Origin of the sequence: Parvimonas sp. M20 (assembly GCF_035282425.1) — a bacterium.
Classification (GTDB): domain Bacteria; phylum Bacillota; class Clostridia; order Tissierellales; family Peptoniphilaceae; genus Parvimonas.
The window spans coordinates 178,080-204,155 of record NZ_JAYKBQ010000001.1 but is presented as its reverse complement, the minus strand read 5'-3'; the positions used below and the strand labels follow the sequence as shown (position 1 = coordinate 204,155).

Annotated in this window: 23 protein-coding genes; 3 read left to right on the top strand and 20 right to left on the bottom strand. The window is 27.1% G+C overall.

All coding sequences use genetic code 11. The features are described 5' to 3' along the window. The 6 genes from VJI93_RS00860 to dnaE form a co-directional block, all read right to left on the bottom strand. Entirely contained in the window at positions 1 to 708 is a 708-nt protein-coding gene (locus tag VJI93_RS00860; protein ID WP_323998613.1) for an IspD/TarI family cytidylyltransferase, read from the bottom strand. A gap of 3 nt (positions 709 to 711) precedes the next feature. Beyond that, the gene (locus tag VJI93_RS00855; protein ID WP_323998611.1) at positions 712 to 1,713 is read right to left on the bottom strand and encodes a glycosyltransferase family 2 protein; all 1,002 of its coding nucleotides are present in this window, start codon (positions 1,711 to 1,713) and stop codon (positions 712 to 714) included. Further along, positions 1,703 to 2,416: a sugar transferase gene (locus VJI93_RS00850; protein ID WP_323998608.1), complete on the bottom strand. Its 714-nt coding sequence runs from the start codon at positions 2,414 to 2,416 to the stop codon at positions 1,703 to 1,705. Before VJI93_RS00850 ends, VJI93_RS00855 begins: the two co-directional genes overlap by 11 nt. 61 nt (positions 2,417 to 2,477) lie before the next feature. Next, positions 2,478 to 4,229, bottom strand: a complete 1,752-nt coding sequence (gene pyk, locus VJI93_RS00845; RefSeq protein ID WP_323998605.1) for a pyruvate kinase — start codon at positions 4,227 to 4,229, stop codon at positions 2,478 to 2,480. Positions 4,230 to 4,238: 9 nt separating this feature from the next. Beyond that, positions 4,239 to 5,198 carry a 6-phosphofructokinase gene (gene pfkA / locus VJI93_RS00840; RefSeq protein WP_323998603.1) on the bottom strand — a complete coding sequence of 320 codons (960 nt, stop codon included), beginning with the start codon at positions 5,196 to 5,198 and terminating at the stop codon, positions 4,239 to 4,241. Positions 5,199 to 5,210: 12 nt separating this feature from the next. Further along, the gene (dnaE, locus tag VJI93_RS00835; protein WP_323998602.1) at positions 5,211 to 8,579 is read right to left on the bottom strand and encodes a DNA polymerase III subunit alpha; all 3,369 of its coding nucleotides are present in this window, start codon (positions 8,577 to 8,579) and stop codon (positions 5,211 to 5,213) included. Positions 8,580 to 8,699: 120 nt separating this feature from the next. Between dnaE and VJI93_RS00830 the strand changes: the two genes are divergently transcribed. Further along, a complete protein-coding gene (locus VJI93_RS00830; protein ID WP_323998600.1) occupies positions 8,700 to 9,089 on the top strand; it encodes a GrdX family protein in 390 nt (129 codons plus the stop codon). A 111-nt stretch (positions 9,090 to 9,200) separates the two neighbouring features. Here the strand turns inward: VJI93_RS00830 and VJI93_RS00825 are convergent, their stop codons facing one another. From VJI93_RS00825 to VJI93_RS00800, 6 genes are all read right to left on the bottom strand, one after another. Continuing rightward, the gene (locus VJI93_RS00825) at positions 9,201 to 10,559 is read right to left on the bottom strand and encodes a hemolysin family protein (protein WP_323998597.1); all 1,359 of its coding nucleotides are present in this window, start codon (positions 10,557 to 10,559) and stop codon (positions 9,201 to 9,203) included. Positions 10,560 to 10,719: 160 nt separating this feature from the next. Continuing rightward, positions 10,720 to 12,729 (bottom strand): sodium-translocating pyrophosphatase, encoded by a 2,010-nt coding sequence (locus tag VJI93_RS00820; protein WP_323998595.1) that lies wholly within the window; start codon positions 12,727 to 12,729, stop codon positions 10,720 to 10,722. An 18-nt stretch (positions 12,730 to 12,747) separates the two neighbouring features. Continuing rightward, positions 12,748 to 12,972, bottom strand: a complete 225-nt coding sequence (gene secG / locus VJI93_RS00815) for a preprotein translocase subunit SecG (RefSeq protein ID WP_323998593.1) — start codon at positions 12,970 to 12,972, stop codon at positions 12,748 to 12,750. A gap of 93 nt (positions 12,973 to 13,065) precedes the next feature. After that, on the bottom strand, positions 13,066 to 13,701 hold the full coding sequence (locus tag VJI93_RS00810) for a hypothetical protein (RefSeq protein ID WP_323998591.1): 636 nt from the start codon (positions 13,699 to 13,701) through the stop codon (positions 13,066 to 13,068). A gap of 1 nt (position 13,702) precedes the next feature. Then, on the bottom strand, positions 13,703 to 14,446 hold the full coding sequence (locus tag VJI93_RS00805; protein ID WP_323998590.1) for a peptidylprolyl isomerase: 744 nt from the start codon (positions 14,444 to 14,446) through the stop codon (positions 13,703 to 13,705). 13 nt (positions 14,447 to 14,459) lie between these two features. Next, positions 14,460 to 15,299 carry a CvfB family protein gene (locus tag VJI93_RS00800; RefSeq protein ID WP_323998589.1) on the bottom strand — a complete coding sequence of 280 codons (840 nt, stop codon included), beginning with the start codon at positions 15,297 to 15,299 and terminating at the stop codon, positions 14,460 to 14,462. Between the two features lie 152 nt (positions 15,300 to 15,451). Here VJI93_RS00800 and VJI93_RS00795 point away from each other — a divergent pair, with 152 nt between their 5' ends. Beyond that, a complete protein-coding gene (locus VJI93_RS00795; protein WP_323998588.1) occupies positions 15,452 to 16,288 on the top strand; it encodes a hypothetical protein in 837 nt (278 codons plus the stop codon). Positions 16,289 to 16,490: 202 nt separating this feature from the next. Here the strand turns inward: VJI93_RS00795 and VJI93_RS00790 are convergent, their stop codons facing one another. The 3 genes from VJI93_RS00790 to VJI93_RS00780 all read right to left on the bottom strand — a co-directional run bounded on the left by VJI93_RS00790 (position 16,491) and on the right by VJI93_RS00780 (position 18,503). After that, the gene (locus VJI93_RS00790; protein ID WP_323998587.1) at positions 16,491 to 17,000 is read right to left on the bottom strand and encodes a hypothetical protein; all 510 of its coding nucleotides are present in this window, start codon (positions 16,998 to 17,000) and stop codon (positions 16,491 to 16,493) included. 12 nt (positions 17,001 to 17,012) lie between these two features. Beyond that, positions 17,013 to 17,996, bottom strand: a complete 984-nt coding sequence (floA, locus tag VJI93_RS00785) for a flotillin-like protein FloA (RefSeq protein WP_323998586.1) — start codon at positions 17,994 to 17,996, stop codon at positions 17,013 to 17,015. Between the two features lie 105 nt (positions 17,997 to 18,101). Further along, positions 18,102 to 18,503 (bottom strand): ATP-binding protein, encoded by a 402-nt coding sequence (locus VJI93_RS00780; protein ID WP_323998584.1) that lies wholly within the window; start codon positions 18,501 to 18,503, stop codon positions 18,102 to 18,104. Positions 18,504 to 18,629: 126 nt separating this feature from the next. Between VJI93_RS00780 and rodA the strand changes: the two genes are divergently transcribed. Continuing rightward, a complete protein-coding gene (gene rodA, locus VJI93_RS00775; RefSeq protein WP_323998582.1) occupies positions 18,630 to 19,730 on the top strand; it encodes a rod shape-determining protein RodA in 1,101 nt (366 codons plus the stop codon). Between the two features lie 70 nt (positions 19,731 to 19,800). On the opposite strand, the gene alr is transcribed toward rodA, so the two are convergent. The 5 genes from alr to metK all read right to left on the bottom strand — a co-directional run bounded on the left by alr (position 19,801) and on the right by metK (position 26,073). Next, positions 19,801 to 20,982, bottom strand: a complete 1,182-nt coding sequence (alr, locus tag VJI93_RS00770) for an alanine racemase (RefSeq protein WP_323998581.1) — start codon at positions 20,980 to 20,982, stop codon at positions 19,801 to 19,803. 4 nt (positions 20,983 to 20,986) lie between these two features. Then, the gene (locus tag VJI93_RS00765; protein ID WP_323998580.1) at positions 20,987 to 22,210 is read right to left on the bottom strand and encodes an NAD(P)H-hydrate dehydratase; all 1,224 of its coding nucleotides are present in this window, start codon (positions 22,208 to 22,210) and stop codon (positions 20,987 to 20,989) included. Continuing rightward, the gene (locus VJI93_RS00760; RefSeq protein WP_323998578.1) at positions 22,210 to 23,589 is read right to left on the bottom strand and encodes a GTP pyrophosphokinase; all 1,380 of its coding nucleotides are present in this window, start codon (positions 23,587 to 23,589) and stop codon (positions 22,210 to 22,212) included. Before VJI93_RS00760 ends, VJI93_RS00765 begins: the two co-directional genes overlap by 1 nt. 86 nt (positions 23,590 to 23,675) lie before the next feature. Then, entirely contained in the window at positions 23,676 to 24,866 is a 1,191-nt protein-coding gene (locus VJI93_RS00755) for a MalY/PatB family protein (RefSeq protein WP_323998577.1), read from the bottom strand. 28 nt (positions 24,867 to 24,894) lie between these two features. After that, positions 24,895 to 26,073 (bottom strand): methionine adenosyltransferase, encoded by a 1,179-nt coding sequence (gene metK / locus VJI93_RS00750; RefSeq protein ID WP_323998576.1) that lies wholly within the window; start codon positions 26,071 to 26,073, stop codon positions 24,895 to 24,897. Positions 26,074 to 26,076: the final 3 nt, after the last annotated feature.

Sequence of the window (26,076 nt, the reverse complement as noted above, 5' to 3'; positions counted from 1 at the left end):
TTAAATCTCCATAAGCATTGCTTTAGCAATTTTTAAGTCAGTTACAGTAGTAATTTTTATATTTGAAAAATCACCATTAACTAAAAATACTTTTTCCCCATTTAACACAAATATTTTACAAGCATCAGTTAAAATATTTTTTTCTTCTTCAGAGAGTTTATTATAATATTCCATAAATTTATTAATTTTAAATGTTTGAGGAGTTTGTCCTTGAAACATTGTTTTTCTATCTGGTATTGATGAAATAAATTTTCCATCTTCAGAAGAAACTATAGTATCAAAAGCTGGAACTACAGTATCAATAATATTATATTTTTTACAATTATCAATATTTTCTTCAATCATTTTAATTGAAACAAATGGTCTAACTGCATCATGAGTTATAAGAATATCCTCATCTGATAATCCATTATCTTTTTCAATAGCAGAAATAATATTTAAAATTGTAGAATTTCTATCTTTTCCTCCATCTACAACAACAATTTTTTCAGATAAATAATTATAATCTTTATCTACTATATCAACTAGATAAGAATTCCAATCAGGATTTACCCCAACATAAATTTTATCTATTTTATTACATAATAAAAACTTTTCAATAGTATGAATTATAATAGGCTTATCTCCAATATTTAAAAATTGTTTTGGAATATTGGAAATATTCATCCTACTACCTATTCCTCCAGCAAGAATACCTGCATATATCATAGCCTAGTCCTCCTTATTATATGTTTTTAAAAATGAAGGGATTTTTAAAAATCCTATTAATGTTCCATATCCATAACTAATATGTAAAAGGAAAAATACAATTGGAAGTAATAAATTATAAACATTAAATTTCCCTTTTAAAATTGAAGTCAAAGACATCAAAATATTCACTATAAGATATGATCCAAATACCAATAAAAATAAATATTTAGTAAAAAATAGTGAAATAATTGAAATAAAAAGTGCAACTAAAAAAGCAAAAGGAATATAATGATATAAATTTAAACAATCTGGACATACTGAAGTCGTAAGTCCTATCCACATACCATTAGCTTTTTTTTGTTTAATCATTTTTGAAAGTGAATTCCTAGTATGCTGATATGAAATAATATCATCATCATAGCAAAGCTTATATCCCGCTTTTCTAATCCTATAATGGAATTCATTGTCTTCTGTTCTTAACAATTTTTCGTTAAAGAAACCGACTTTTTCCAATACTTCTCTTTTATACATTGCGTGAAACATAGACTTTACATATTTTTTCCCGGATGCATTTCTAAAAGGTGCAATTCCACTTCCAAACATTGATGATTCTGCTTCTAAAAGCATTATTTTGTATCCTGTATCATCATCTATTATATTTGGTCTTTTTCCACCTGAAACATCTTCTCCAGCTTCTATATTCCTAACATTTTTTTCTATAAAATCTTTTGGAACTGAAGAATGTGCATCAATTCTAACAAGCACATCTCCTGTGAAATTTTTTATAACGATATTCCATCCAGCAGATTGAATTTTTTTAGGATTATCTAAAATTTTAACTCCTCTAAAATTATTATTCTCTTTAAAATCTTGCATTATTTTTTTTGTATTATCTGTTGAAATCCCATCTACTAAAATTATTTCAATTTTATCATGTGGATATGTCTGCATTTTAAAATCTTCAAAAAGAGAAGGTAAAGTTTTTTCTTCATTTAAGGCAACTACTCCTATACTAACTTTCATTATTTTCCCTCCCCAAAAAAACAGATAAAAATGTTTTAAACATAATTTTTATATCATACCAAAAAGAAAATCTTTCAATATACTCAATATTATACTTCATTTTATCAGGCAAAATATAATTTATATATATATCATCAATACTAGTATCATCATCTAAATGACTTGATATTATTTTATCCTCATCTTTATAATTTATGCTAGAGTATGAAGTAAGACCCGCAGGTAATAACAAAGTTGCAAACATATAGTCTGAATATCTTTCAACGTATTTTGTAACTTCTGGTCTTGTTCCTACAAAACTCATATCTCCTGATAATATATTAAAAATTTGAGGAAATTCATCTAATCTATATTTTCTTAAAAACTTTCCAACCTTTGTTATTCTTGAATCTTCCTTCACAGTTACAAGAGTTCCAATTTTATCAGCATTAGATACCATTGTTCTAAATTTAAAAATTTTAAATTTTTTACCATATCTTGTAACTCTCTTCTGTCTATAAAAAATACTTCCTTTAGAATCTAATTTTATAGCTATAGAAATTATAATTATTGGAATTAACAAAATCAACAAAATTAAAATAGAAAAAACAATGTCAAATACTCTTTTAAAAAATAAACTTAGTCTTTTTTTTGAAACTATTTCATAATATTTTTTTACAGATTCATTTTGAAATTCTTTTGGTAAATCTTTATATTTTATCAAAATATTTTCTCCTTAATTAAACGTCTGTAATATAATAACATATATTTAAAATAAAGTAAAATTAAAGAACTTTAACATCTCCATCATAAACTAAACCACCTACAGTATCAATAGTCACAAGTTGTCCATCTTGAATCATTCTAGTAGCATTTTCAGCTCCTATAATAGTAGGTATATTAAAATGTAAAGCAATAATTGCGGCATGGGAAGTCAGTCCTCCTGTTTCGACTACGATTCCTGATGCTCTATCAATAAATTCAACATATTCTCTATCTGTAAATTTGGAAACAATTATGTCTCCATCTTTAAATTTATTTTTTAAATCGTCTTCATTGTTTATTAAACATGCTTTTCCTGTAATTGATTCTTTTCCTATACCAAGTCCTTTTATCAGGATTTTACCAACAGTATGAACTTTAATTAAATTTGTTGTACCCGCAACTCCAACAGGTATCCCTGCTGTTAAAACAACAGTATCTCCATCGCTGATATAATTTGCATTTAAAGTTGCTGATATTGAACGTTCAATTACTTCATCTGTATGCTCTGATTTTTTGGAAATCAATGTAGTAACTCCCCAAAATATTTGTAATTTTCTTCTAACCTTTTCAGAATAAGTTACAGCTATAATATCAACAAATGGTCTAAATTTTGAAATTGAAATAGGAGTAATTCCTGAAGCTGTAGCACAAATTATTGCTTTTGCTCTTAAATTCTCAGCAATTTCTTTTGTTGACAAACTTATTGAATTCATAGTATTTAAAATATCTTGTCTATTTTTACTTTTTATACTATTTTGAAAATCAAAAGAGTTTTCTGTTGTTATTGCGATATTATTCATTACTTTTACAGCTTCTTTTGGATATTTTCCTGCTGCTGTTTCACCAGATAACATAATACAATCACTTCCATCTATAATTGCATTTGCTACATCTGTAACTTCTGCTCTTGTCGGTCGTGGATTTCTAATCATTGAATCAAGCATTTGTGTTGCTGTTATCACTGGTTTTCCTATTAAATTACATTTTCTAATTATTTCTTTTTGTATTTTTGGAATAAATTCAGTTTTAATTTCAACCCCTAAATCTCCTCTAGCAACCATTATTCCATCTGATGCTTCTATAATTTTATCAATATTTTCAACACCCTCTTGATTTTCTATTTTAGATATAATTTTAATGTCAGAATTATTTTCATCTAAAATCTTTCTAATTTCATATACATCTTCAGGTTTTCTAACAAATGAAGCGGCAATAAAATCTAAATCATTTTGTATTCCAAATAAAATATCAGACTTATCTTTTTCTGTAATTGAAGGTAAATGTATTATTTCATTTGGAATATTTACACCTTTATTACTCTTGATTAGCCCATTATTTTTAACTAGACATTTTATTTCTTTATCTGTTTTTGAAATAACTTCCATTTCAACTAAACCATCATCAACTAAAATTGTCCCTCCAATTTTAACATCATTGGGTAATAATTTGTAAGAAACAGAACAAATTTCTTGATTTCCTAAAACTTCTTCAATTGTAAATGTGTAAGTATCTCCTGCTTTTAATACAACTTCATCAACACTAAATTTCCCTAGTCTTATTTCAGGACCCTTAGTGTCAAGCATTATTGCTATAGGCAAATCTAACTCTTCTCTTGCTTTTTTTATATTATCAATCCTAACTTGATGTTCTTCCTTGCTACCATGTGAAAAATTCAATCTACAAACATTCATTCCACAAAGCATTAATTCTTTTAAACTTTCAACTGAATCTGAAGCAGGTCCAATTGTACATATTATTTTTGTTTTTTTCATAATTTTCTCCTAAATAGATAATTCATCAACTATATCATACAAATCTTTATTAAATATTTTTTTACTAGAAACTGCATCTTCTATAGAAATATACTCAATATTATTATTTTTAAATGCTAAGGCTAAATTAGTTTGTTCTTTCAACAATAACTTAACTGCTATACTTCCCATTTGACTTGCAATTATTCTGTCAAATGAACTTGGAGTACCTCCTCTCTGAATATGCCCAAGCACAGTAACTCTTGTATCAATTTTTGCCTTTTCTTGAATCTGTCTTTTAAGTTCATAAGGGCTTAAAATTCCCTCAGTTAAAACTATTATATGGTGTAATTTACCTCTTTTTCTACCAGAAATTATTTTATTACAAACTTTATCTATATCAAAATTGACTTCCGGAACTATTATACTTTCAGCTCCCCCTGCTAATCCTGAATTTAAGGCAATATCTCCACATTTTCTACCCATAACCTCTAAAATATTAGCTCTTCCATGAGAAGAAGATGTATCACGAAGTTTTGAAATAGCGTCTATAACAGTATTTACTGAAGTAAAAAATCCAATTGTATAGTCAGTATATCCCATATCATTATCAATTGTACAAGGTATAGCTATCGTCTTTATTCCATATTTACTTAGTACATTGGCTCCTCGAAAAGTACCATCTCCACCTAAAACTACAAGTCCTTCAATACCATAATCCTTTAAGCTTTGAACTGCCTTTTCTTGCCCTTCCTTAGTCATAAATTCTTTACTTCTAGCACTACCTAGTATAGTACCACCTTTTTGAATTATATCTGCAACACTAGATACATTCATTTCAAAGATATCTCCTTTTATAAGACCATCATAACCAAATTTTACACCATATATTCTAGCATTATGATATATACATGTTCTTACAACAGCTCTTATTACTGGATTCATTCCAGGAGAATCTCCTCCACTTGTAAGAATAGCAATTTTTTTCAAAATATCCCTCCATCAACCTATATAAAAACAGTCTTTTCCAAAATTATTTTCCAACTCAACAAGTAAATTTTCATTTCTCAAATCAAATTTATTTTCTAATTTCAAAGTTTTATGATTAGATGAAATATATAAAATAACTTGATTTTCTCCATTATACTTTTCCGAAAGTTTTCCAAGTTTTTTCTTAGTATCATAGTCCAAACTATCTAATTTTATATATAACTTCTTAATATAAATATCATATACTTCCTTAGCACCAATTACAGTAAAATTAGTATTTCCAAACGAATTTACAGAAACTTTAACAGATATTTCATAGATTTTACCTTTGATAATATCTAAATCTTTAACATCTAAAAGCTCTATGCTACTTGTAAAATCTTCTACATTAATTGTTTTTAACGTTTTATTTTTTTTATTTCTTCTAAGTTTAATAGAATTTATATAAACTATTACATTATATATACCTTTATCTAAAACTTTCAAATCAATTAACTTCATACTATTTTTAGAATTAATATAGTCTTTGTATTCATCTAATGGATGTGAAGAAATATAAAAACCTAAAACATCTTTTTCAAACTCTAATAAGTCATCCTTAAAAAATTTTTCAGACTTAGCAAATTTTTCCTGCATAAAATCGGAACTAATTAAGGATAGTTGTCCTGATAATTCATTTTTACTTTTAGATACTATTTGAGTAAATAATGTCTCTAAAGAATTTAAAATTTCAACTCTTTTTTCATCTATTTCATCAAAAGCTCCAGATTTTATTAAGTTCTCAATTGATTGCAAGCTCATATTCTTTGAATTTTTCAATCTTTCTAAAAATTCTTTAAAACTTTTGAACTCTCCATTTTTTCTTTCATCTTCAATGTCTTTGGCTAAAAGCCTATTAAATCCTTTAATTTGGGAGAAACCAATCCTCATACATTTATTTTCAGTACTTATTTTATAATTACTGTAATTAACACTTGGTAGTAAAATCTTTATTCCCATTCTTTTAATTTCTTGAAAATATTGGAAAAATTGTCTTTCATAATTTATAACAGAATTTAAAAGGCAAACCATATATTCAAGCGGATAATAGTATTTTAAGTATGCGGTCCTATATGCATTTAAAGAATAACAAGCACTATGTGATTTATTAAAAGCATAATTACCAAACTCCACAATTAAATCAAAAATATTTTGTGCAAGTTTTTCATCAACTCCATTTCTAATACAGCCTTTAATTTTGATACTTCCATCTAAATTATCCAAACCATAAATAAATATTTTTCGATTATATTCCATAATGTCCATATGCTTTTTACCGATGGCTTTTCTCAAATTATCAGCTTGTCCCCAAGTATATCCTGCAAGTTCCCTTGCAATCTGCATAACTTGTTCTTGATATACAATAATTCCATAAGTAGATTTTAAATATTTTTCTAAACGTTTATCCAAATATCTAATACCACTAGGATTTCTTTTGTTTTTAATATAATTAGGTATTTGATTCATAGGTCCGGGTCTAAATAGAGAATTTGCAGCAACCAACTCATCAAAATTATCTGCTTTCAAATCTTTCAAAAATAATCTCATCCCCGTACTTTCAAATTGAAAAATTCCAATGGTATCTGCCGTTTTAAATAGGTTTAAAACATTTTTATCATTTAAAGATATTTTTTCGATATCTATATCTCTATTATAATTCTTTTTAACAAGTTTTATTGTATCATCAATTACGGTAAGTGTTCTAAGACCCAAAAAATCCATTTTTAAAAGTCCAAGTTCCTCTAATTCTACCATATTAAACTGTGTTACTATATTTTCTCCACTTTTAGATAGTGGAATATATTCTGTAAGCTCTTCTTTAGTTATAACAATACCAGCAGCATGAATTGAAATATGTCTATGAAATTTTTCAAATTTTTCAGAAGTATTAATAAGTTTTTTTATATTTACGTCTTCATCATATAATTTTTTTAATTCAAAACTATCTCTTAATGCATTTTCAAAAGTAACATCTAAATTATTTGGTATTAGTTTAGCAACTTTATCGACAGTAGATAATTTATAACCTAAAACTCTACCAATATCCCTCACGGCCGCTCGAGGTTTCATAGTACCAAAAGTAACAATTTGTGAGACATGATTTTTCCCATACTTCCTAATTACATAGTCAATAACTTCTTCTCGCCTTTCATTACAAAAATCTATATCAAAATCAGGCATTGAAATTCTTTCGGGATTTAAAAATCTTTCAAAAATCAATTCATATTCTATTGGGTCGATGTCAGTAATCTCCAAACAGTATGCAACAATTGAATTTGCACCTGAACCTCTCCCCGGTCCAACTGGAATTTTATTTTTCTTAGCAAAATTTACAAAATCCCAAACAATAAGAAAATAATCAGTAAATCCCATTTTATTTATAATTGAAAATTCATAATTTACTCGTTTTTTGATTTCATCAGTTATATTTTCATATCTTTTTTTCATACCTTCTATGATTAGACTATGTAAATAATCTTCCTTAGTACTAACACCATCAGGTACTTTATATTCAGGTAAATGGTATGTTGAAAAATCAAATTCAACATTACATCTTTGAGCAATCAGTTTTGTATTATAAATAGAATCTTCAAGCGAAGAAAATATTTTTAACATCTCTTCTTCACTTTTTAAATAGTATTCTGCTTTAGTAAAAGTTTCTTCCTTAAGTTCTGATAATAAAATGCCTTTTGAGATACATCTTGCTATATTAAATAAGTTAAAATCTGTGTTTTCTAAATAATGAACATCGTTAGTTACGACAGTCTCAACATTTACTTCATTTGCAAATTCCAAGTATTTATTAATCATCAATTCATCATTTTCTTCAAAATGAAAATTCAATTCAAGGAATAAATCTTCTTTATTAAACATACTTTTAAAATTTAAAATTTCATTCTTAGCACTTAACACATCATCTAAATATAGACATTTTCTAATAAAACTTCTTTTAGACCCAACTATTAATATTAAGTTTTTTGAAAATTTTTCTAATTCATCAAAAGTTATAAATTCTCTATCTCTATTTTCAACAACATATAAATTAGACACTAATTTACATAAATTTTTATATCCGTGATTATTCTTAGCTAATAATATTATATTATAAAATTCATTATTTGGGTATGACAAAGTTAGCTCACAACCGATTATAGGCTTTATTGAATTTTTTTTACATTTTTTATAAAAATCAATAACGCCATACATATTGTTATAATCTGTAATGGCCATAGCTTTAAAATTTAATTCTTTAGCTTTATCTATTAACTTTTCCATTGGATTATAATTGTTCAACAAACTATATTCTGTATGAACATTCAAATGCACAAAATCATTAGCCAAAATTATCACCTCATTATTGATTTTACCATATTTTTAGAATTTTTTAAATATATTTTACCTAATCGCTTTATATTTTTATGTTTTTATGTTACAATTTTATAGTACGAAGGGAGAATTGATATGAAATTTACACTAATAACTAATAATATAGACTTATATGAAAAAGTAAAGAATAAAAAAGATTTAGACATAATTTTTGATGAAAAATATTCTTATGGAGATATTTTGGATATAGTAAAGAAAAAACTTCAAAATGGATTTGAACTTTCAACGCATCCACTTTGTGGAAGTATAAAACCTAATGAGACACCATACAGATCTATTTTAATAACTAAAACAAAAGAGCTTGATGTTAATGGAATTATAATTATTGACGAAGCGATTGAAACATATAAAAAATTTCAAAACAATTTAAAAACACCTCTTTGGATAGATAGAGTACTAAGAGATTTTAGATATGTAGATTGTAACATATTAGTACAAACTATTGAAAAATTAGGAATTGAATAATTAAATAAACAAATCCACACAGTTTATAGCTGTTATGGATTCTTGGTTAAAATTTAAAACCGCTAATAACTTTAGCGGTTTTTTTATATGAATTACTAAAAATTTCAAAGATTATTCATCAGAACTTTTTTCTTTATCATCTTCTGTTTCTGTAACTTCTTCTTTAGGAAGAACTATTCTAACTTTCTTAACTCTATGTTCAAGAATTGATAAAATATTATAAATAACACCATTATCTTCAACAGTAAGTTTTTCACCATCATTTGGTATATATCCTAAAAGATACATAAGCATACCACCTAAGGTATCATAATCTTCAGAATTTTCATCAAGTTTTAAATTACAAGCGTCATTAACATCTTCAATTTCACATGCACCAGTTGCAATAAAATGTCTATCATCTATCTTTTTGATTGAAGGATTAGTTTTCTTATCATATTCATCATCTATTTCGCCCATAACTTCCTCAATCAAGTCTTCCATAGTAACAATTCCTGTAAAACCACCATATTCATCTATTAATACAGCCATTTGATTTCTTGAATTTTTAAGTTCAAGAAACAAATCATTTATATTCTTTCTTTCAGGAATGAAATATGCAGGTCTTAAAATAGAACGTATATCTATTTTATCAAACCCAACTTTATAAGCTTCTAAGAAAAAGTCCTTAATATATAAAATTCCTATTATGTTATCAATATCATCCTCATATACAGGTACTCTTGAATATCTCATTTGCATTAAAGTCTCAAAATCTTTATCAGGTTCATCAATATCAATCATGAATACTTCAGTTCTAGCTGTCATTACTTCCTCTGCTAATACATCATCAAAAGATATAACACCATCTATCATTTCGCGTTCTGTAGGATTAATTATACCTTGTTCTTGTCCAACTTCTACAATCGACTTAATCTCTTCAAGTGTAACTTGAGCTTCAACTCCACTTGTAGGAACGGAAAAAATCTTTAAAACAATATTTGTAGATAAAGATAGCAAATAAACAAAAGGACTCATAATCTTATAAACAAAATTTATTGTCCCAACAGAAAACAAAGCAAATTTTTCTGCATTTTGTAAAGCTATTCTTTTAGGTACAAGTTCACCAAAAACCAAACTAAAAAACGCTAATATAACCGTGATTAAAACAAAGGAAACTCTATACGCAAAAGGAATTGATAAGTTTGCTAATACTTTTCCAAATTTATCTGACAATCCTACTGCAGCAGAAGCTGATGTGAAGAAACCGGCAAAAGTAATACCAACTTGAATTGTTGATAAAAACTTTGAAGGCTCTTTTAAAAGTTTTTCAACTTTTATAGCTCTCTTATTTCCTTGTTCTGATAAAGTTAATAACTTTTTCTTGTCCATAGAAACTATTGCCATCTCTGATGCGGCAAAAAAAGCATTAACTAAAGTTAATAAAATTAAAATAATAATCTGAAAATAGACCTCGGGTCCACTATCCATAAAAACCTCCTAAAATTTATTTACTAAAAGCATTATATCAAAAATTAAAAAATATTGCAAATATGAATTTTATATATTAAATATAACTTATTATACACAAAGATTTACAAAAAAATAAAAAGTGTATAAAATACACTTTTTACTAAATATAATATTATAATTATTTTATTAACATTCCACCATAGTTTAAAATAACTTGAGCAAATACTAATGCTACTACAGTCATTAACTTAATTAAAATATTTAATGATGGACCTGAAGTATCCTTAAATGGATCCCCTACAGTATCACCAACAACTGCAGCTTTATGTGGATCTGAACCTTTTCCGCCATGATGTCCTTCTTCAATATACTTTTTAGCATTATCCCATGCTCCACCAGCATTTGACATAAAGATTGCCATCAAAACACCTGTTACTAAAGATCCTGCTAATAATCCACCAAGAGCTTCTGCTCCAATTAAAATACCAACTAATACAGGAACTACTACAGCTAATAATCCTGGAATAATCATTTGTTTTAAAGCTGCCATTGTAGAAATATCAACACATTTTCTATAATCTGGAGTTCCAGTTCCTTCCATAATTCCAGGAATTGTTTTAAATTGTCTTCTAACTTCTTGAATCATTTCATTTGCAGCGTTTCCAACTGCTTCCATAGTCAAAGCTGAGAACAAGAATGGTAACATTCCACCAATGAACATTCCAGCCACTACTTGAGGTTTTGTAACATCTATTTTTTCTAATCCTACTGCTTGAGTATATGATGCAAATAATGCTAACGCAGTTAATGCAGCCGAACCAATTGCAAATCCTTTACCAATAGCTGCTGTAGTATTACCAACAGAATCTAATTTATCTGTAATATTTCTAACTTCATGAGGTAATTCACACATTTCTGCAATACCACCAGCATTGTCAGCGATTGGACCATACGCATCAACAGCAATAGTCATACCACAAGTAGAAAGCATACCAATAGCAGCAACAGAAATACCATATAATCCTTGACCAGCATTAGCAAATCCATTTGATGCCATATATGATACTAAAATCCCAATTGCTATTACAACAATAGGACCAGCAGTTGACTTCATTCCAACAGCTAAACCAGAAATAATATTTGTTGATGAACCAGTTTCTGATTCTTCTGCAATATGTTGAACTGGTTTTTTATCTCCTGAAGTATAGTATTCAGTAAATTGTGAAATAATTAATCCAACTAAAATACCAGCTACTGAAGAAATAAATGCTGAATTATTTCCTAAAATTCTGTTACTTAAGAAATATGTTACTATAATAGTCAATATTGAGCTAACTATTGTTCCCATATTTAATGATTTTTGTGGATCTTTGTCTCCTCTTACACAGAACAATCCAACTAATGATGCTAAAATACCTGCTGCAGCAAGAGCTAAAGCAAATATAATACCTTCTTTACCAAAAGCAACTGAACCTAATGTAATACCAGAAAGTATAGATCCTACATAAGATTCAAAAAGGTCAGCTCCCATACCTGCAACGTCACCTACGTTATCTCCTACATTATCAGCTATAACTGCAGGGTTTCTTGGATCATCTTCAGGAATTCCCGCTTCAACCTTTCCTACAAGGTCAGCCCCAACGTCAGCTGCCTTTGTGTAGATACCACCACCTACTCTTCCGAATAGAGCTATCGATGAAGCACCAAAACTAAATCCAGTTACAATATTTACATCTCCTACTAAGAAGTAACAAACTGTCATACCTAAGATACCTAAACCAACTACAGAAAGTCCCATTACTGCTCCACCTGAAAATGCAGTTTGAAGCGCTTTTCCCATTCCGTATTCTTTAGCAGCATTTGCAGTTCTAACATTTGCTTTAGTAGCAGCTTTCATTCCGAAATATCCTGCTAAAATTGAACAAATTGAACCAGCTAAAAAACAAACTGCTGTAAGTAAATTAATGGCTACTCCTAAAATAATTGCAACAACAACAACGAATATAGATAAATACTTATATTCACGAACCAAGAAAGCCATAGCACCTTCTTGAATATAACCTGATATTTCTTTCATTCTTTCATTACCAGGTTCAATTTTTGTAATGCTTAAATATTTAATATAAGCAAATACAAGTGCAACAACCCCAACGGCAATCGCACAATAAAAAATCAAATTAGTATCCATTTTTTCCTCCTAAATTTTTTATTTAATCGCAGCCATAGCAATAGCTACTATAAAAAACACAACTGATGCTATAATAGTAATTTGGCTTAATACAGCATCTTTAGATTTTTTTCCGCCTTTTCCTGAAATATTAGTTTCTGCAGTCAAAGACGCAACGCCGTCAGACTTAGATTCTTGCATTAACACTGCTACTATTATAACAATACTAGCAATAAATAATATTATTTCCATTAAAACTTGCATAATACACCTCCGAACTTCATAATTAACCTGCTACTTATAATAACACATTTACAAGCAAAAATCAACTTAAAATATTGATTTTTAAGTTGATTCTTAAAAATAAATTAAAAGTAAATAACTAAATAATATAAATGGAATTAGTGCTATTTCTTGATGTTTAAAAGTTTCTATATCTTTTATAAAAATTAACTTTATTAAATAAAAAAGTCCCGCTATTATAAAAGTAAAAAGTCCAATATAAAAAACCGTATACCAATCGGTTGAAATTCCTATCAACGATAGTGCATAAATATCTCCTGTACCAAATACTTCTTTTCCATAGAATAATTTTGATATTATATAAATAGTTCCATACAGAATTATTCCTGAAATTAACCCTAAAGTAGCTAATTTAATATAATTCCCATATACATTTAATAATATTATTGGAACTACAAAAACCATAATTATATTTATAAAAATATTTTTACAAATAATATCAGTAAATGCACAAATGTACAGACATAAGAAACAAAGTAAATTTATCATATATAATATATCATTATAAAAGAATAATGATTTTAAATATAAATCTACTAAGAAAATTATTATAAAATTCAATAAATTATAATATTTTTTTATATTGTTAATCGAAATCTTAATTGTCTCTTTTTCTTTTAAATACTTCAAATCAATTGATGAAACTAATAAACAAACAACCCCACTAAGTGTTCCACCTAAAAAATACATTTTAATAATTTCTTTCTATTTTACTATCTTTCATTAAAACATCCATTTTTTTCACATAAGCCACTTGTTCTTTGGCTTTTATTATACTTTTTTCAATTTCATCCTTAACTGATTCTAAATCTAATTGTTCAGGATCTGTTTTTGATTCTAGTTTAATTAAATGATAACCAAATTGTGTTTTTACAGGTTCAGTAACTTTCCCTACTTCAGCATCTATACATGCATTTTCAAATTCTAATACCATTTGTCCTTGAGTAAATTCTCCTAAATCTCCGCCTACTTCTTTAGATGGACACATAGAATGTTCTTTGGCTAATTCTTCAAATTCTTCTCCTTTTTCACAAAGTTCTTTTAATTTATTAGCCTTTTCTTCACTTTCAATTAAAATATGTTTAGCTTTAAAAATATATTTACTCTTAAATAAATTTTTATTTTCTTCATAATACTCTTTAATTTCTTCATCAGTAGCGTGAACATTATCAAATAATTCATTTAAGAAATGTTTTGCTAAAATTGAACGTTTAATTTCATTAATTTCTTTAACAAATGCTTCACTTTCATCAATTTTTCTGTTGTAACAATCTTGAATTATAAGTTCTTGTTTTACCAATTCTTCACACAATTGCTTTCGACCTTCAGGATTTTTATAAGGCAATGCACTATTTCCCATTAGTTCAATAAATCTATCAATATCACTTTCTAAAATTTCTACTCCATTAACAATTGCCATTACTTGACTTTCCATAAATATTCCCTCCTTAAATTAATTTAATTCCATTTCCTTCAAATTGAATTTTTTGATTTTTTAAAAGTCTTCCTACAGCTTTCTTAAAAGATGATTTGCTCATTCCACAAATTTCCTTAATTCTATCTGGATCACTTTTGTCATTCAAATCTAAAAAACCACCTCTATCTTTGATAATATTAAAAAGTATTTCAGCATTATCATTTATTTCAATATGAGATAAATTTTTTAAAACTAAATTCAAACGACCATCTTTTTTTACTTTTGAAATTCTAAAATTAATAGGTTCTCCTATTTCTAAAACTCCAACAATATCTTTATTTTCAATCATAGCATCATATTTTTTGTCTACAGCAACAAAAGCTCCATAATCTTTATGGATTGAGTAAATAATTCCTTCAACCCATTCGCCTTCTTTATAAGGAGAATCTGACGTTAAGTAATCTCTTATTTTCATTGTTGCACAAAGCCTCTCTGACTTATCAATATACAGTGCAACTAAATATTTCCTTCCCTTTTCAAGTTTCATAGACTGTTCTTTAAAAGGTAAAAATAATTCTTTTTCAAGACCCCAATCTAAAAAAGCTCCAATTTTTGAAATATCCATTACTTCTAAAGTTTCTAGTTTTCCTAAAGAAATTTTCGGACTTTTTCTAGTTGCTACAAATCTTGCTTGATTGTCTTTATAAACAAAAGCTTCGATTTCATCATCTACTTTATCTGTTTCTAAAACTTCTTTCTTAGGTAATAATATATCAAGTTTTTCATTCTTTACATCTTTTAGTCCTATATAAGCGCCATTATTCTTAAAACGCTTTATAATCAACTTTTGAAATTCACCTAAATTATACATATTTTCTCCTTTTTGAATTCTTTTCTGTTAATTATTATACCATAATACTATGATTTTTGTAACCTTGAAAAAACAAAAATTTTTATTACTTTGAAATATGTTAAAAATGTTGTATAATAATTATATCAATATTACTAATTAAGGAGACAAAAATGTTTTATATAAAAAAGAAATTTGTTTTGATTTTATTATCAATGTTTATACTAACATCTTGCAGTAAAACAGGTACCAAAAATGTAGATAAGATCAACAATGAAATAAAAAATTCTTCTTCACAATTTTCTCTAACCACAGAAGAAATAAGTGTATTAGAAAAACCCTATGGAGAATTTTCGGATGATGATAAAAAGATTTTTAATAAGATTTTAGAAAAATATAATAAATTTAAAAATGATTCTTCAAAAGATATTGCTTTTGAGAGAAAAATACTAGAAAAACTTGAAGAAATAGAAAATTTTTACGGTAAAAAGTATATAAATTTTAAAAATGAATCTTCTAATGATGTAAAAGTTGAAGAAAAACTATTAAAACAAAATACTAAAATAGATCTTAATAAAAAAGAGTTTTCTTATAAAAACTATTTAATAAAATTAACTGGCAAAGGTAATTTTAAATACTCTGTAGATAACAAAATAGTTTGTGAGGAAACTTTAAAAGAGAATGAAAAACCAAGATATATTCGAATTAAAATTATAGATAATTCAAGTATAGAGTTTAATGGAAATGTTATTGGGATTATCTTTAAAGATAATATTAAATATGATACTTTTCAAAATTTTCCTAGCGGAATCTTTGATGTTGATAGTGATATTAAAGCAGGAAATTATAAAATATCAAATACTACGAAAGATACTATTATAAAAACTGTTTCAATTAAAAACGAAATAAAAATTGTAAATTTACAAGAATCGCATGAAATAAAGTTAGAAACTGGAATGAAATTGATAATATCTGGAGTAGATTATATAACATTAGAAAAAATTGATTAAAAAAGGAGACTACATCGTCTCCTCAGAGCACAGACAAAGCATAAATTTTGTTTGTGCTTTTTTATATATTTTATTTTAATTCGAAATTATTTGACTATAGTATTATAACACTTTTCTCTTTTTTCTACACTAAAAAGGGATCAATGATTCTTCATTGATCCCTTAGTCATCAATATGAGTAGTCTACATTATCTACTTTTAATTATTTTAACGATTTCGGTTTTCCAATAATTTCAGAATAAAGAATAGCTTTTGATAGACTTTCTTTACCTTTAATGACAAATTTTTTAGTTTTTCTTTCTATTAATTCATCAAAATGTTGAATATCATTTCTCAAAGCGACTCTTTCTGTTTTACGGGAATTGTACATTTGACCTTGACCTTCCATTGAAGTATTCATAATACTTTTGCCTTCAATAGAGGTCGTCATAGCCGTTTTACCTTCATAAGAATCTTTTTCAATAGTATTACCTTCTATACTAGAAGTCATAACACTAGCACCTTCAGGGCTCTCATAATCTTCAAAATTATTAATCCTATAACTTTGCTTTTTATTATTTTTGCTACTATTTTTATTTTTCGGCTTGCTTGAAGTTTTAAAGGTATTCCCACCCTTAAAATCACTTCCCATTTCATTAATTTGAGATTTTACATCATCAATTTCTGATTTTAAATCTTCAATAAAAGATAGAAATCCCTTCTCTTTTTTCATAGAAACTCACCTCTATTCTGAAAGTGATTCTCTCATTTTAGTATCAGATTTTAAATTTTTAAGCTTTTCATATTCAAATATTGAAATATTTCCATCTTCAAATGCTTTTGCAATAGCAAGAGGAATTTTACTTTCAGATTCAACAACTTTAGCTTTCATTTCTTCAATCTTAGCCTTATTTTCTTGTTCAACAGCTACAGCCATTGCACGTCTTTCTTCCGCCTTAGCTTGAGCTATCTTCTTATCAGCTTCCGCTTGATCTGCTTGTAATTGAGCACCTATATTTCTACCAATATCAACATCTGCAATATCTATTGATAAAATTTCGAAAGCAGTTCCTAAATCTAAACCTTTTTTCAATACTGTTTCTGAAATAGCATCAGGATTTTCAAGTACTAAACTATGTCTTTCAGCACTACCTACAGTAGTAACAATACCTTCTCCTACTCTGGCTATGATAGTTTCTTCGCCAGCACCTCCGATAAGTCTTGAAATATCTGCTCTTACTGTAACTTTTGCAATAACTATTACTTCAATACCATTCATTGCAACTGCTGCAATTTTTGGAGTATTGATAACTTTAGGATTTACACTAACTTGAACAGCTTCCAATACATCACGTCCAGCAAGGTCAATCGCTGTTGCCATTTCAAAAGTTAATTCAATATTGGCCTTTTGAGCTGCTATTAAAGCATCAACTACATTATTTACATTACCTCCTGCTAAATAATGTGCTTCTAATTCAGAAATATTAATTTTAACATTTGCTTTTGTAGCTTTAATCAATGGATAAATGATTTTTGAAGCTCTAACTCTTCTAAGTTTCATCCCTATTAGATGTGAAATTTTAACTTTTACTCCACTGAACAGAGCAGTAATCCAAAGTCCTACAGGAACAAAATAAAAGAATCCAAACACCAATACTACAGCCAAAATAATAATTATACTATTTTTTTCAACTAAATTTTTCATAACTGTTTGTGGTAACATTCTCATAATTAAACCCTCCATTAATAATTTACACTGCTGTGTATGATAATATTATATCACTTTCTACAAAAAATTCAATATAAAAAAGAAATCAATTGATAAAATTGATTTCTAAATATCAGTTCCCTCACATTTTATTTTTGCACTAATTTCATTGTTATTTATTTCAAGTTCATCAACCAAATGTTTAACAATTCTAAGACCTCTACCTGAAGTAGTCATATTAATATCTCTATTCTCATTAAATATATAATTTATTCCATCGCCCTCATCTTTGACATTTATATGTATACAATCCATATTAACACAGACTTTTAAATTTATTCCTTTTTCTTTGTTACATTTATTACCATGTTCATAACTATTGATAACAATTTCATTTATAACAATTCTAATATTGAACATTAACTCTTCATCCCTGATAACACTTGACAATTTATCCAAAATAAAGGAAACAGCTTCATCAATATCATCCAAATCACTTTTTATAACCTTAATATATTCAAAGTCCATACTTATCTCCTAATTTTTAATGTAGTATATATACCCAATCAAAAATAATTATTAACAATTTTCTGTTTTTTTATTTGCATATTTAACAAATTTTTAATATAATATATACATTATGAGGTGATTAATATGTTTTTTAAAAATAAAAATTTATATAAAATAGACTTATTTATACTAATATCATTGATTTTAATAATCCTAATAGGATTGGTAAACTTATATAGTGCGACAATAAGTTTAAAAAGAAATTTTATGCTATCACAAATAGTAGCTACAGTATTGGGTTTTATCTTAATGTTTGTATTAATTGCTGTAAATATTAAATTTTTAAAAAGATTATATTTACCAATTTATATAATTTCAATTATCCTTTTGATATTAGTACTTATAATTGGTACAGGAGATTCTGTAGGTGCAAGAAGTTGGATTAGATTTGGTCCTATTTCTTTTCAACCATCAGAATTTGTAAAACTTGGAATGATTATTTGTTTAGCTACAGTTATAGAAAAGAACAGCTCTAAATTAAAGCAACCTAAAACATTATTAAAAGTTTTAATATTTGCTTTTATTCCAGTTGGATTAGTTTTGATGCAACCGGATTTTGGTACTGCATTTGTTTTTATTCTAGTTATTGGTTCAATGCTTTTTGTGGCAGGAATTAGTCTAAGACTTGTAGTTTATACATTAATAGCAGCTATAGCTAGTTTGCCTGCCTTTTATATTAACTTATCTGCATATCAAAAAAATAGAATCTTAAATTTTTTAAATCCAGAACGAGATATTACAAATACAGGATATCAAGCAGTTCAAGGTAAGATTGCTGCTGGGTCAGGAAAGTTTATTGGACGAGGATTATTTAAAGGACCTCAAAATCAATTTAACTTTATCCCTGAAAAACAAACAGATTATATATTTCCAGTTTTTGTTGAAGAAATGGGATTTGTTGGAGGTACAATTTTAATCGGGTTATATACAATTATGTTATACAGATTTGTTAAACTTTCTAAAAAAACAGCAAATAAGTTTAATCAAATGTTAATTATAGGAATTTGCGCAATGTTTTTAGCACATATTTTTGAAAATATCGGAATGACAATAGGACTTATGCCAATAACAGGTATTCCTCTTCCATTCCTAAGTTATGGAGGAACTTTTCAGTTAGTAAATTTAATCGCAATGGGAATAGTATTATCTATATCATGTGAAAAAACACCACTTGATTTTATGTAAATACTTACTGTAAAAATTATTTAATTATTAAACTAAATTTAAAAGCTCAGTGGATTTTAGCACTGAGCTTTTATAATTCATAGTAATTTTTTTCAGTTGATAGGTAATCTACTACTCTTACTACTTTATTTTCTTCAAGATAAACTCTAGGAATTCTCATATTTATTCTACAAATTAAGTCATAAACATTTGTATTTGCAAGTTTTGCAATTTCAAAAATATCAAGTTTCATATCTTTGTATTCTCCATAAAGCAAGGCTGTATCTCCTATTTTTACATCATCAATATCAGAAACATCAATCATAGTTTGATCCATACAAACTTTTCCTAAAATTTTAGCTTTCTTATTGTTTATCATTACATAACCTTTATTACTTAATTCATAAGGATATCCATCTGCATATCCTACTGAAATAGTAGCAACTTTTATAGTTTTATCTGCACAGAAAGTTCTTCCATATCCAACAGTATCGCCTTTATGAATGTATTTTATATTACTTACAGTACTTGCAAAACTCACAACAGTATCCATTTTTATTTTAGAATTATCTTTTACATATTCTGAAGGATAATGTCCATATATTCCAATTCCAACTCTAACCATATCATAGTAGTAATCATGAAGCAATGCTCCACCATCATTAGCAATATGTAACATTGGTATTTTTAGATTTTCTTCTTCTAAAATTTGCTTAACTTTTTCAAATCTTTCGACTTGTAATTTCGTAAATGAAAAATCATCAATATCAGAAACACATAAATGTGAAAACATTCCTTTTACAATGATATGCTTCATAGAATAAATTTCTTTTAAATAATCTTTTAATTTATCATCTATTAAAAATCCAAGTCTATTCATTCCAGTATCTATTTTGATATGTATTTTACATTTTTTTCTACATTTCTCTGAAATTTCATTTAACTCTCTTATCATTTCTATATTATATACTGTTAAATCTACATTATTTTTTATTAACTTCTCAAATAATGCATTAGGAACATAACCTAAAATTAAAATAGGCAATTTTATTTTCTTTTTTCTAAGCTCCATTGCTTCAGAAAAGTTTGCCACACAAAAATAATCTGCCCCATACTTTTGTAAAAATTCAGCAACAGTACAGGCTCCAAGCCCATAAGCATTTGCTTTTAAAACTATTCCAACTTTTGCCCCATTGGATTTTTCTTTTATTTTTAAAAAGTTATTTTTTAATTTATCTAAATCTACAAAAATCAATGATTGATTCTCATACATAATATCACTCCCTAATATATTTTATTGCCTTTGGTAAAAATTTAATTATATCTGATGCTATTAAAGAATCTTCCCCTAATTCTTCCTTAGCAAAATCTCCTGCCAACCCGTGAACAAAGACTCCAAGCTTTGCGGAATTAAAAGCATTAAGCCCTTGACCAAGCAAAGATAAAATAATTCCCGTTAGGCAATCTCCACTTCCTGCTGTTGCCATACCTGAATTTCCAGTATTATTTATATATATTTCTTTGTCAGACTTAACTATAGTATTTTTTCCTTTTAAGACAAGAGTATATTTTAAATTATTTTCAAAGAATTTATTCACTGCTTCTAATCTACTTTTTTTAATTTCATTTAAATCATATGATGAAAACCTCGAAAATTCAACTTCATGAGGTGTTATTACTATATTATTCCTATTTAAAATCTCTGGTTTAATATTATTAATGAAAAATATAGCATCAGCATCTATCACAATTGGTCCTTGAAAATGTTTAATTATTTTTTCCAAAATTTTTAAATTTTCTTCATTTCTTCCTAAGCCACATCCGATAGCTATTGCATCTAAATTTTTTATTTTTTCAATTATTTCATCTGCATACCTAAGAATAAAATAACCTTTATTATCATCAGTAATAGGTAAAACAATATTTTCAACAGCTTTTATTTGTAATATATCAGAAATAGAGTTAGGACAAATATTATACACTAGTCCACTTCCTGTTCTAAGTGAAGCTTTAGCACATAAATCAACACTTCCACACATTCCAATACTTCCACCAATTATTCCAACTTTACCAAAATCACCCTTATGTCCATCATCTTTTCTGTCTAACATAAGATTTTTATGTTCAAAAACTTTTTTAGTATCTATTGATATATTAAAAAATTTGACATCTACTACTGCAATAGCATAATCGGAATCATGAGAAACAGAGCAAGAGATTTCTTCAATTTTTTTTAATATTTCATTATGAATTATTAAATCAGGTTTCCCAGAAAAATTATGTATAATCTCTACATCAATAGGTGAAATATTTCCAAAACCTGTACCAATCGCTTTAACAAAAGCTTCCTTTAATGAAAAAATCCCAGCTATAGTTTCATCTCTCTTTCCTGTATTTAAAATATAGTCAATTTCTTCGTTTGTAAAATATCTTTTTAAAAACTTATCCAAATTTTTCATATTTGAAAATCTTGAAATATTACAAATATCTATTCCTATCATTATTCAAACTCATCCATTTCTTTTTTTACAAAATTATTTTCCAATGAACTATATAAATCTTCATAATTCAAAGCTAATATTTCTTCAGGTTGTTCCACATTTTTTAAGAAATTTCTAATTTTATTCTCAATTTCTTTCATACTTTTAAAAGTAATTAAATTAGGTGCATATGAACTACAAATAAATTCCATGACTACATAAGAAATATCCCACTTTAATTTGGACTTGTCTTCATTCGAAATATTTAGATCATCAACGGCACGTTTTACTCTCTTAACAACCGCAAATACAATAAATTCTGAAAACAAAACAAATTCTTCACAGAACTCATTTTCTTCAATATCTTGAATAACAGAAAAAATCAAATTCCATTTAAAATCCTTATTTACCAGTTCCAAAAGGCCTGTTCCAAATCTCTTGCACAAATCATTTTTAAACTCAATTGTATCACAAATTTCAAAAGTTTCTCCAATAACAATAGTCCTATTGTTTGCTCCACTAAGTCTATTTAAAAATCTAACAAAATAGTCTTCATATCGCATAGAATTATGAAATTTATTTTTTGAAAAAATATAATCAACAATAATATTGGCACAATCTTTAAAATCAACAACAAATCCTGTACTTTCCTTAATTTTAACAGAATACAAATCATGAACCATTTTTGAAACAATAGTTTTTAAATGAATCTTTGAAGAATCGTAATTATTTTTATTTTCTACATTTTTTAAATGATTATAAACACTTTGGAGTTGATTGTCTATCATAGATAAATTGGCTTTAATTGAAAACATTATAGAACGAATAAAATCTTCTGTTATCATATAATTAAAATTTTTATACAATACACTATGATCAATTTCACCCCAAAATATATTTACTAAAGATTTAATTTGCAACTCAAAGTTTACAAAATAATCACCTTCTACAACATATCTACCATCAATTTTATATATTTCAAAACCATTTTTTTGAACTGTAGGTTGTTTTTCACTAAGTTTTAATTCTATATTAGCATTTAATTCACTCCTATAAAAACCATCTTCCAATTCAATAGTAAAATTTTTGGAAATTTCATCAAAAATTTTCTTTTCATCATCAATAAATCTACATTCAACTCTAATACCTATTAAATCTGGAAGATTTTCTATTGCAGCTTTATGATTAGGATATCTATAATAATAATTATTTCTCAATAATTTTTCCCTGATACTATCCTCACTTTTTATTCTTGCAGTTGTGTTTATAAAAAAATCACAATTCAAAAAAATATCGTTAAAGAATTTTTTTAATGACTCAGATGAATTAGAAATAAAATCCATATTCTTATCCATATGTTCTATTGATTTTTCTAAAAATTGAAAAATTTCAAGTTTCAAAAAAACACCTCCAATCACAGAAATATTTTACCATAGATTATAAATATTTACAATCTAAAAAAGACTGCATCAAGCAGTCTTAAAATTTATAAGCTATCTATAACTTTTTTCAATCTGTTTAACCCATCTGTTAGCATTTCTCTGTTACAAGCTATATTCATTCTAAAGAAAAGCCTTGCATTTTCTCCATAAGTTATTCCTGAATTAAGTAATAGTTTTCCATCATTAATTAACTTTTGATGTAACTCATCATGGTCAATATCAAAAGCTCTAAGATCTAACCATAATAAGAAACTTGCTTCTGGTCTTTTTACTTTTACCTTTGGTATTTCTCTATTTATAAAATCTATGGCAAAATCAATATTATCTTCAATATAACTTATACATTCTTCAAACCATTCCTTACCATAAGTATAAGCTGCCACAAAACCAACTGCTGCAAAACTTGCCATATGGAAAATTCCATATCCCACAAGTCCATTTATAAATCTATTTCTTAATTCTTCATTAGGAATTATAGCAACAGATTGAGCAAGACCTGCAATATTAAAAGTTTTACTAGGTGCAGTTAAAGTAACTGTATTATATAAAAAGTCGTCATTAAGAGATGCAATTGGTAAATGTTTGTAATCCTTAAGAATTAAATCTCCATGAATCTCATCTGAAATCATTAGTACATTGTGTTTTCTACAAATTTTTCCATATTTTTCTAATTCTTCTTTTGTCCAAACTCTTCCGACTGGATTATGTGGATTACATAATACACTTAATTTTACATTATTATCAATAATTTTCTTTTCAAAATCGTCAAAATCAATAACATACTTATCTTCTAATTCAATCAATGGATTTTCAACAACGACCCTATCATTTAGAGTTATGGCATTAAAGAAAGGTGGATAAACCGGTGTATTTATAATAACAGCATCTCCCACTTTTGTATTGTGCAAGATAGTATTTGCTATTCCAGGTACTACTCCTGGAACTGGAACAATCCATTCCTTCTTTATATCCCAATTATTTTTTTCTTTTTGCCATTTGATAAATGATGAAAAAAACTTTTCACAAGGACAGTCATATCCTATTACTCCGTTTGATATTGGTTCTTTTAAAGCTTCTAAAATTTCATCACAACATTTAAATTCCATATCGGCTATAGACATAGATAAAATTGAATGATCATTCTTTGGTGCACCTGCAGAAATCATATTATTCCATTTTTCAGCATGTGAATTTTTTCTGTCTACATATTCATTAAAATCATAACATCTTCCCATAATAACATCTCCTATATATTTACTTAATTTATATTAATTTTTTAATATCTTCAACTCTGTTCAATTTTTCCCAAGGCAAATCTAAATCATCTCTTCCAAAATGACCATAAGCGGCAATTTGACGATAAATTGGTCTTCTTAAATCTAGAATATCAATAATCGCAGCAGGTCTTAAATCAAATACTTTATTAATTATTTCAATAATTTTATCATCTGAAATTTTTCCTGTACCAAAAGTATCTACATAAATAGAAAGGGGCTTTGCTACACCAATAGCATAAGAAATTCCTATTTCTAGTTTTTCACAAATTCCACTAGCAACAATATTTTTTGCAATGTATCTTGCCATATATGCTCCAGATCTATCTACTTTAGTTGGGTCTTTACCAGAGAAAGCTCCCCCACCATGTCTTCCAAAACCACCATAAGTGTCAACTATTAGTTTTCTTCCAGTCAACCCTGAATCTCCCATAGGTCCCCCAATTTCAAATCTACCTGTAGGATTCACATAAATTTTAGTGTTTTCATCAATTAAATAACTAGGAATAACCTCGTCAATAACAAATTCTTTTATATCTTTTTGAATTTGTTCTAATTTAACTGAAGGACTGTGTTGAGTAGAAACAACTATTGCCTCTATTCTTGACGGAACTCCATCTATATACTCAACAGTAACCTGACTTTTACCATCAGGTCGTAAATATCCTAATATATCATTTTTTCTTACATAAGATAGTCTTTTTGATAATTTATGAGCTAGAGTAATTGGCAACGGCATAAATTCATCTGTTTCTGTACAAGCATAACCAAACATCATACCTTGATCTCCTGCTCCAACAGAATTATACTTATCTTCATTACCATTTTTATATTCTAATGCACTATCAACACCCAATGCTATATCTCTTGACTGCTCATTTATACTTGTTATAACTGAACAAGTTGAAGCGTCAAAACCAAACTTAGCTCTAGTATATCCAATTTCTTTTAAAACATTTCTAACTATACTCTGTATATCAACATATTGAGAAGTTGTAATTTCACCAACAACCATTACAATTCCTGTTGTTGTTAAAGTTTCACAAGCTACTCTCGCAACAGGATCAACTTTTAAAATTTCATCTAAAATTGCATCAGAAACCTGATCGCATATTTTGTCTGGATGACCTTCAGTTACAGATTCAGATGTAAATAAAACTTTCTTCATCTT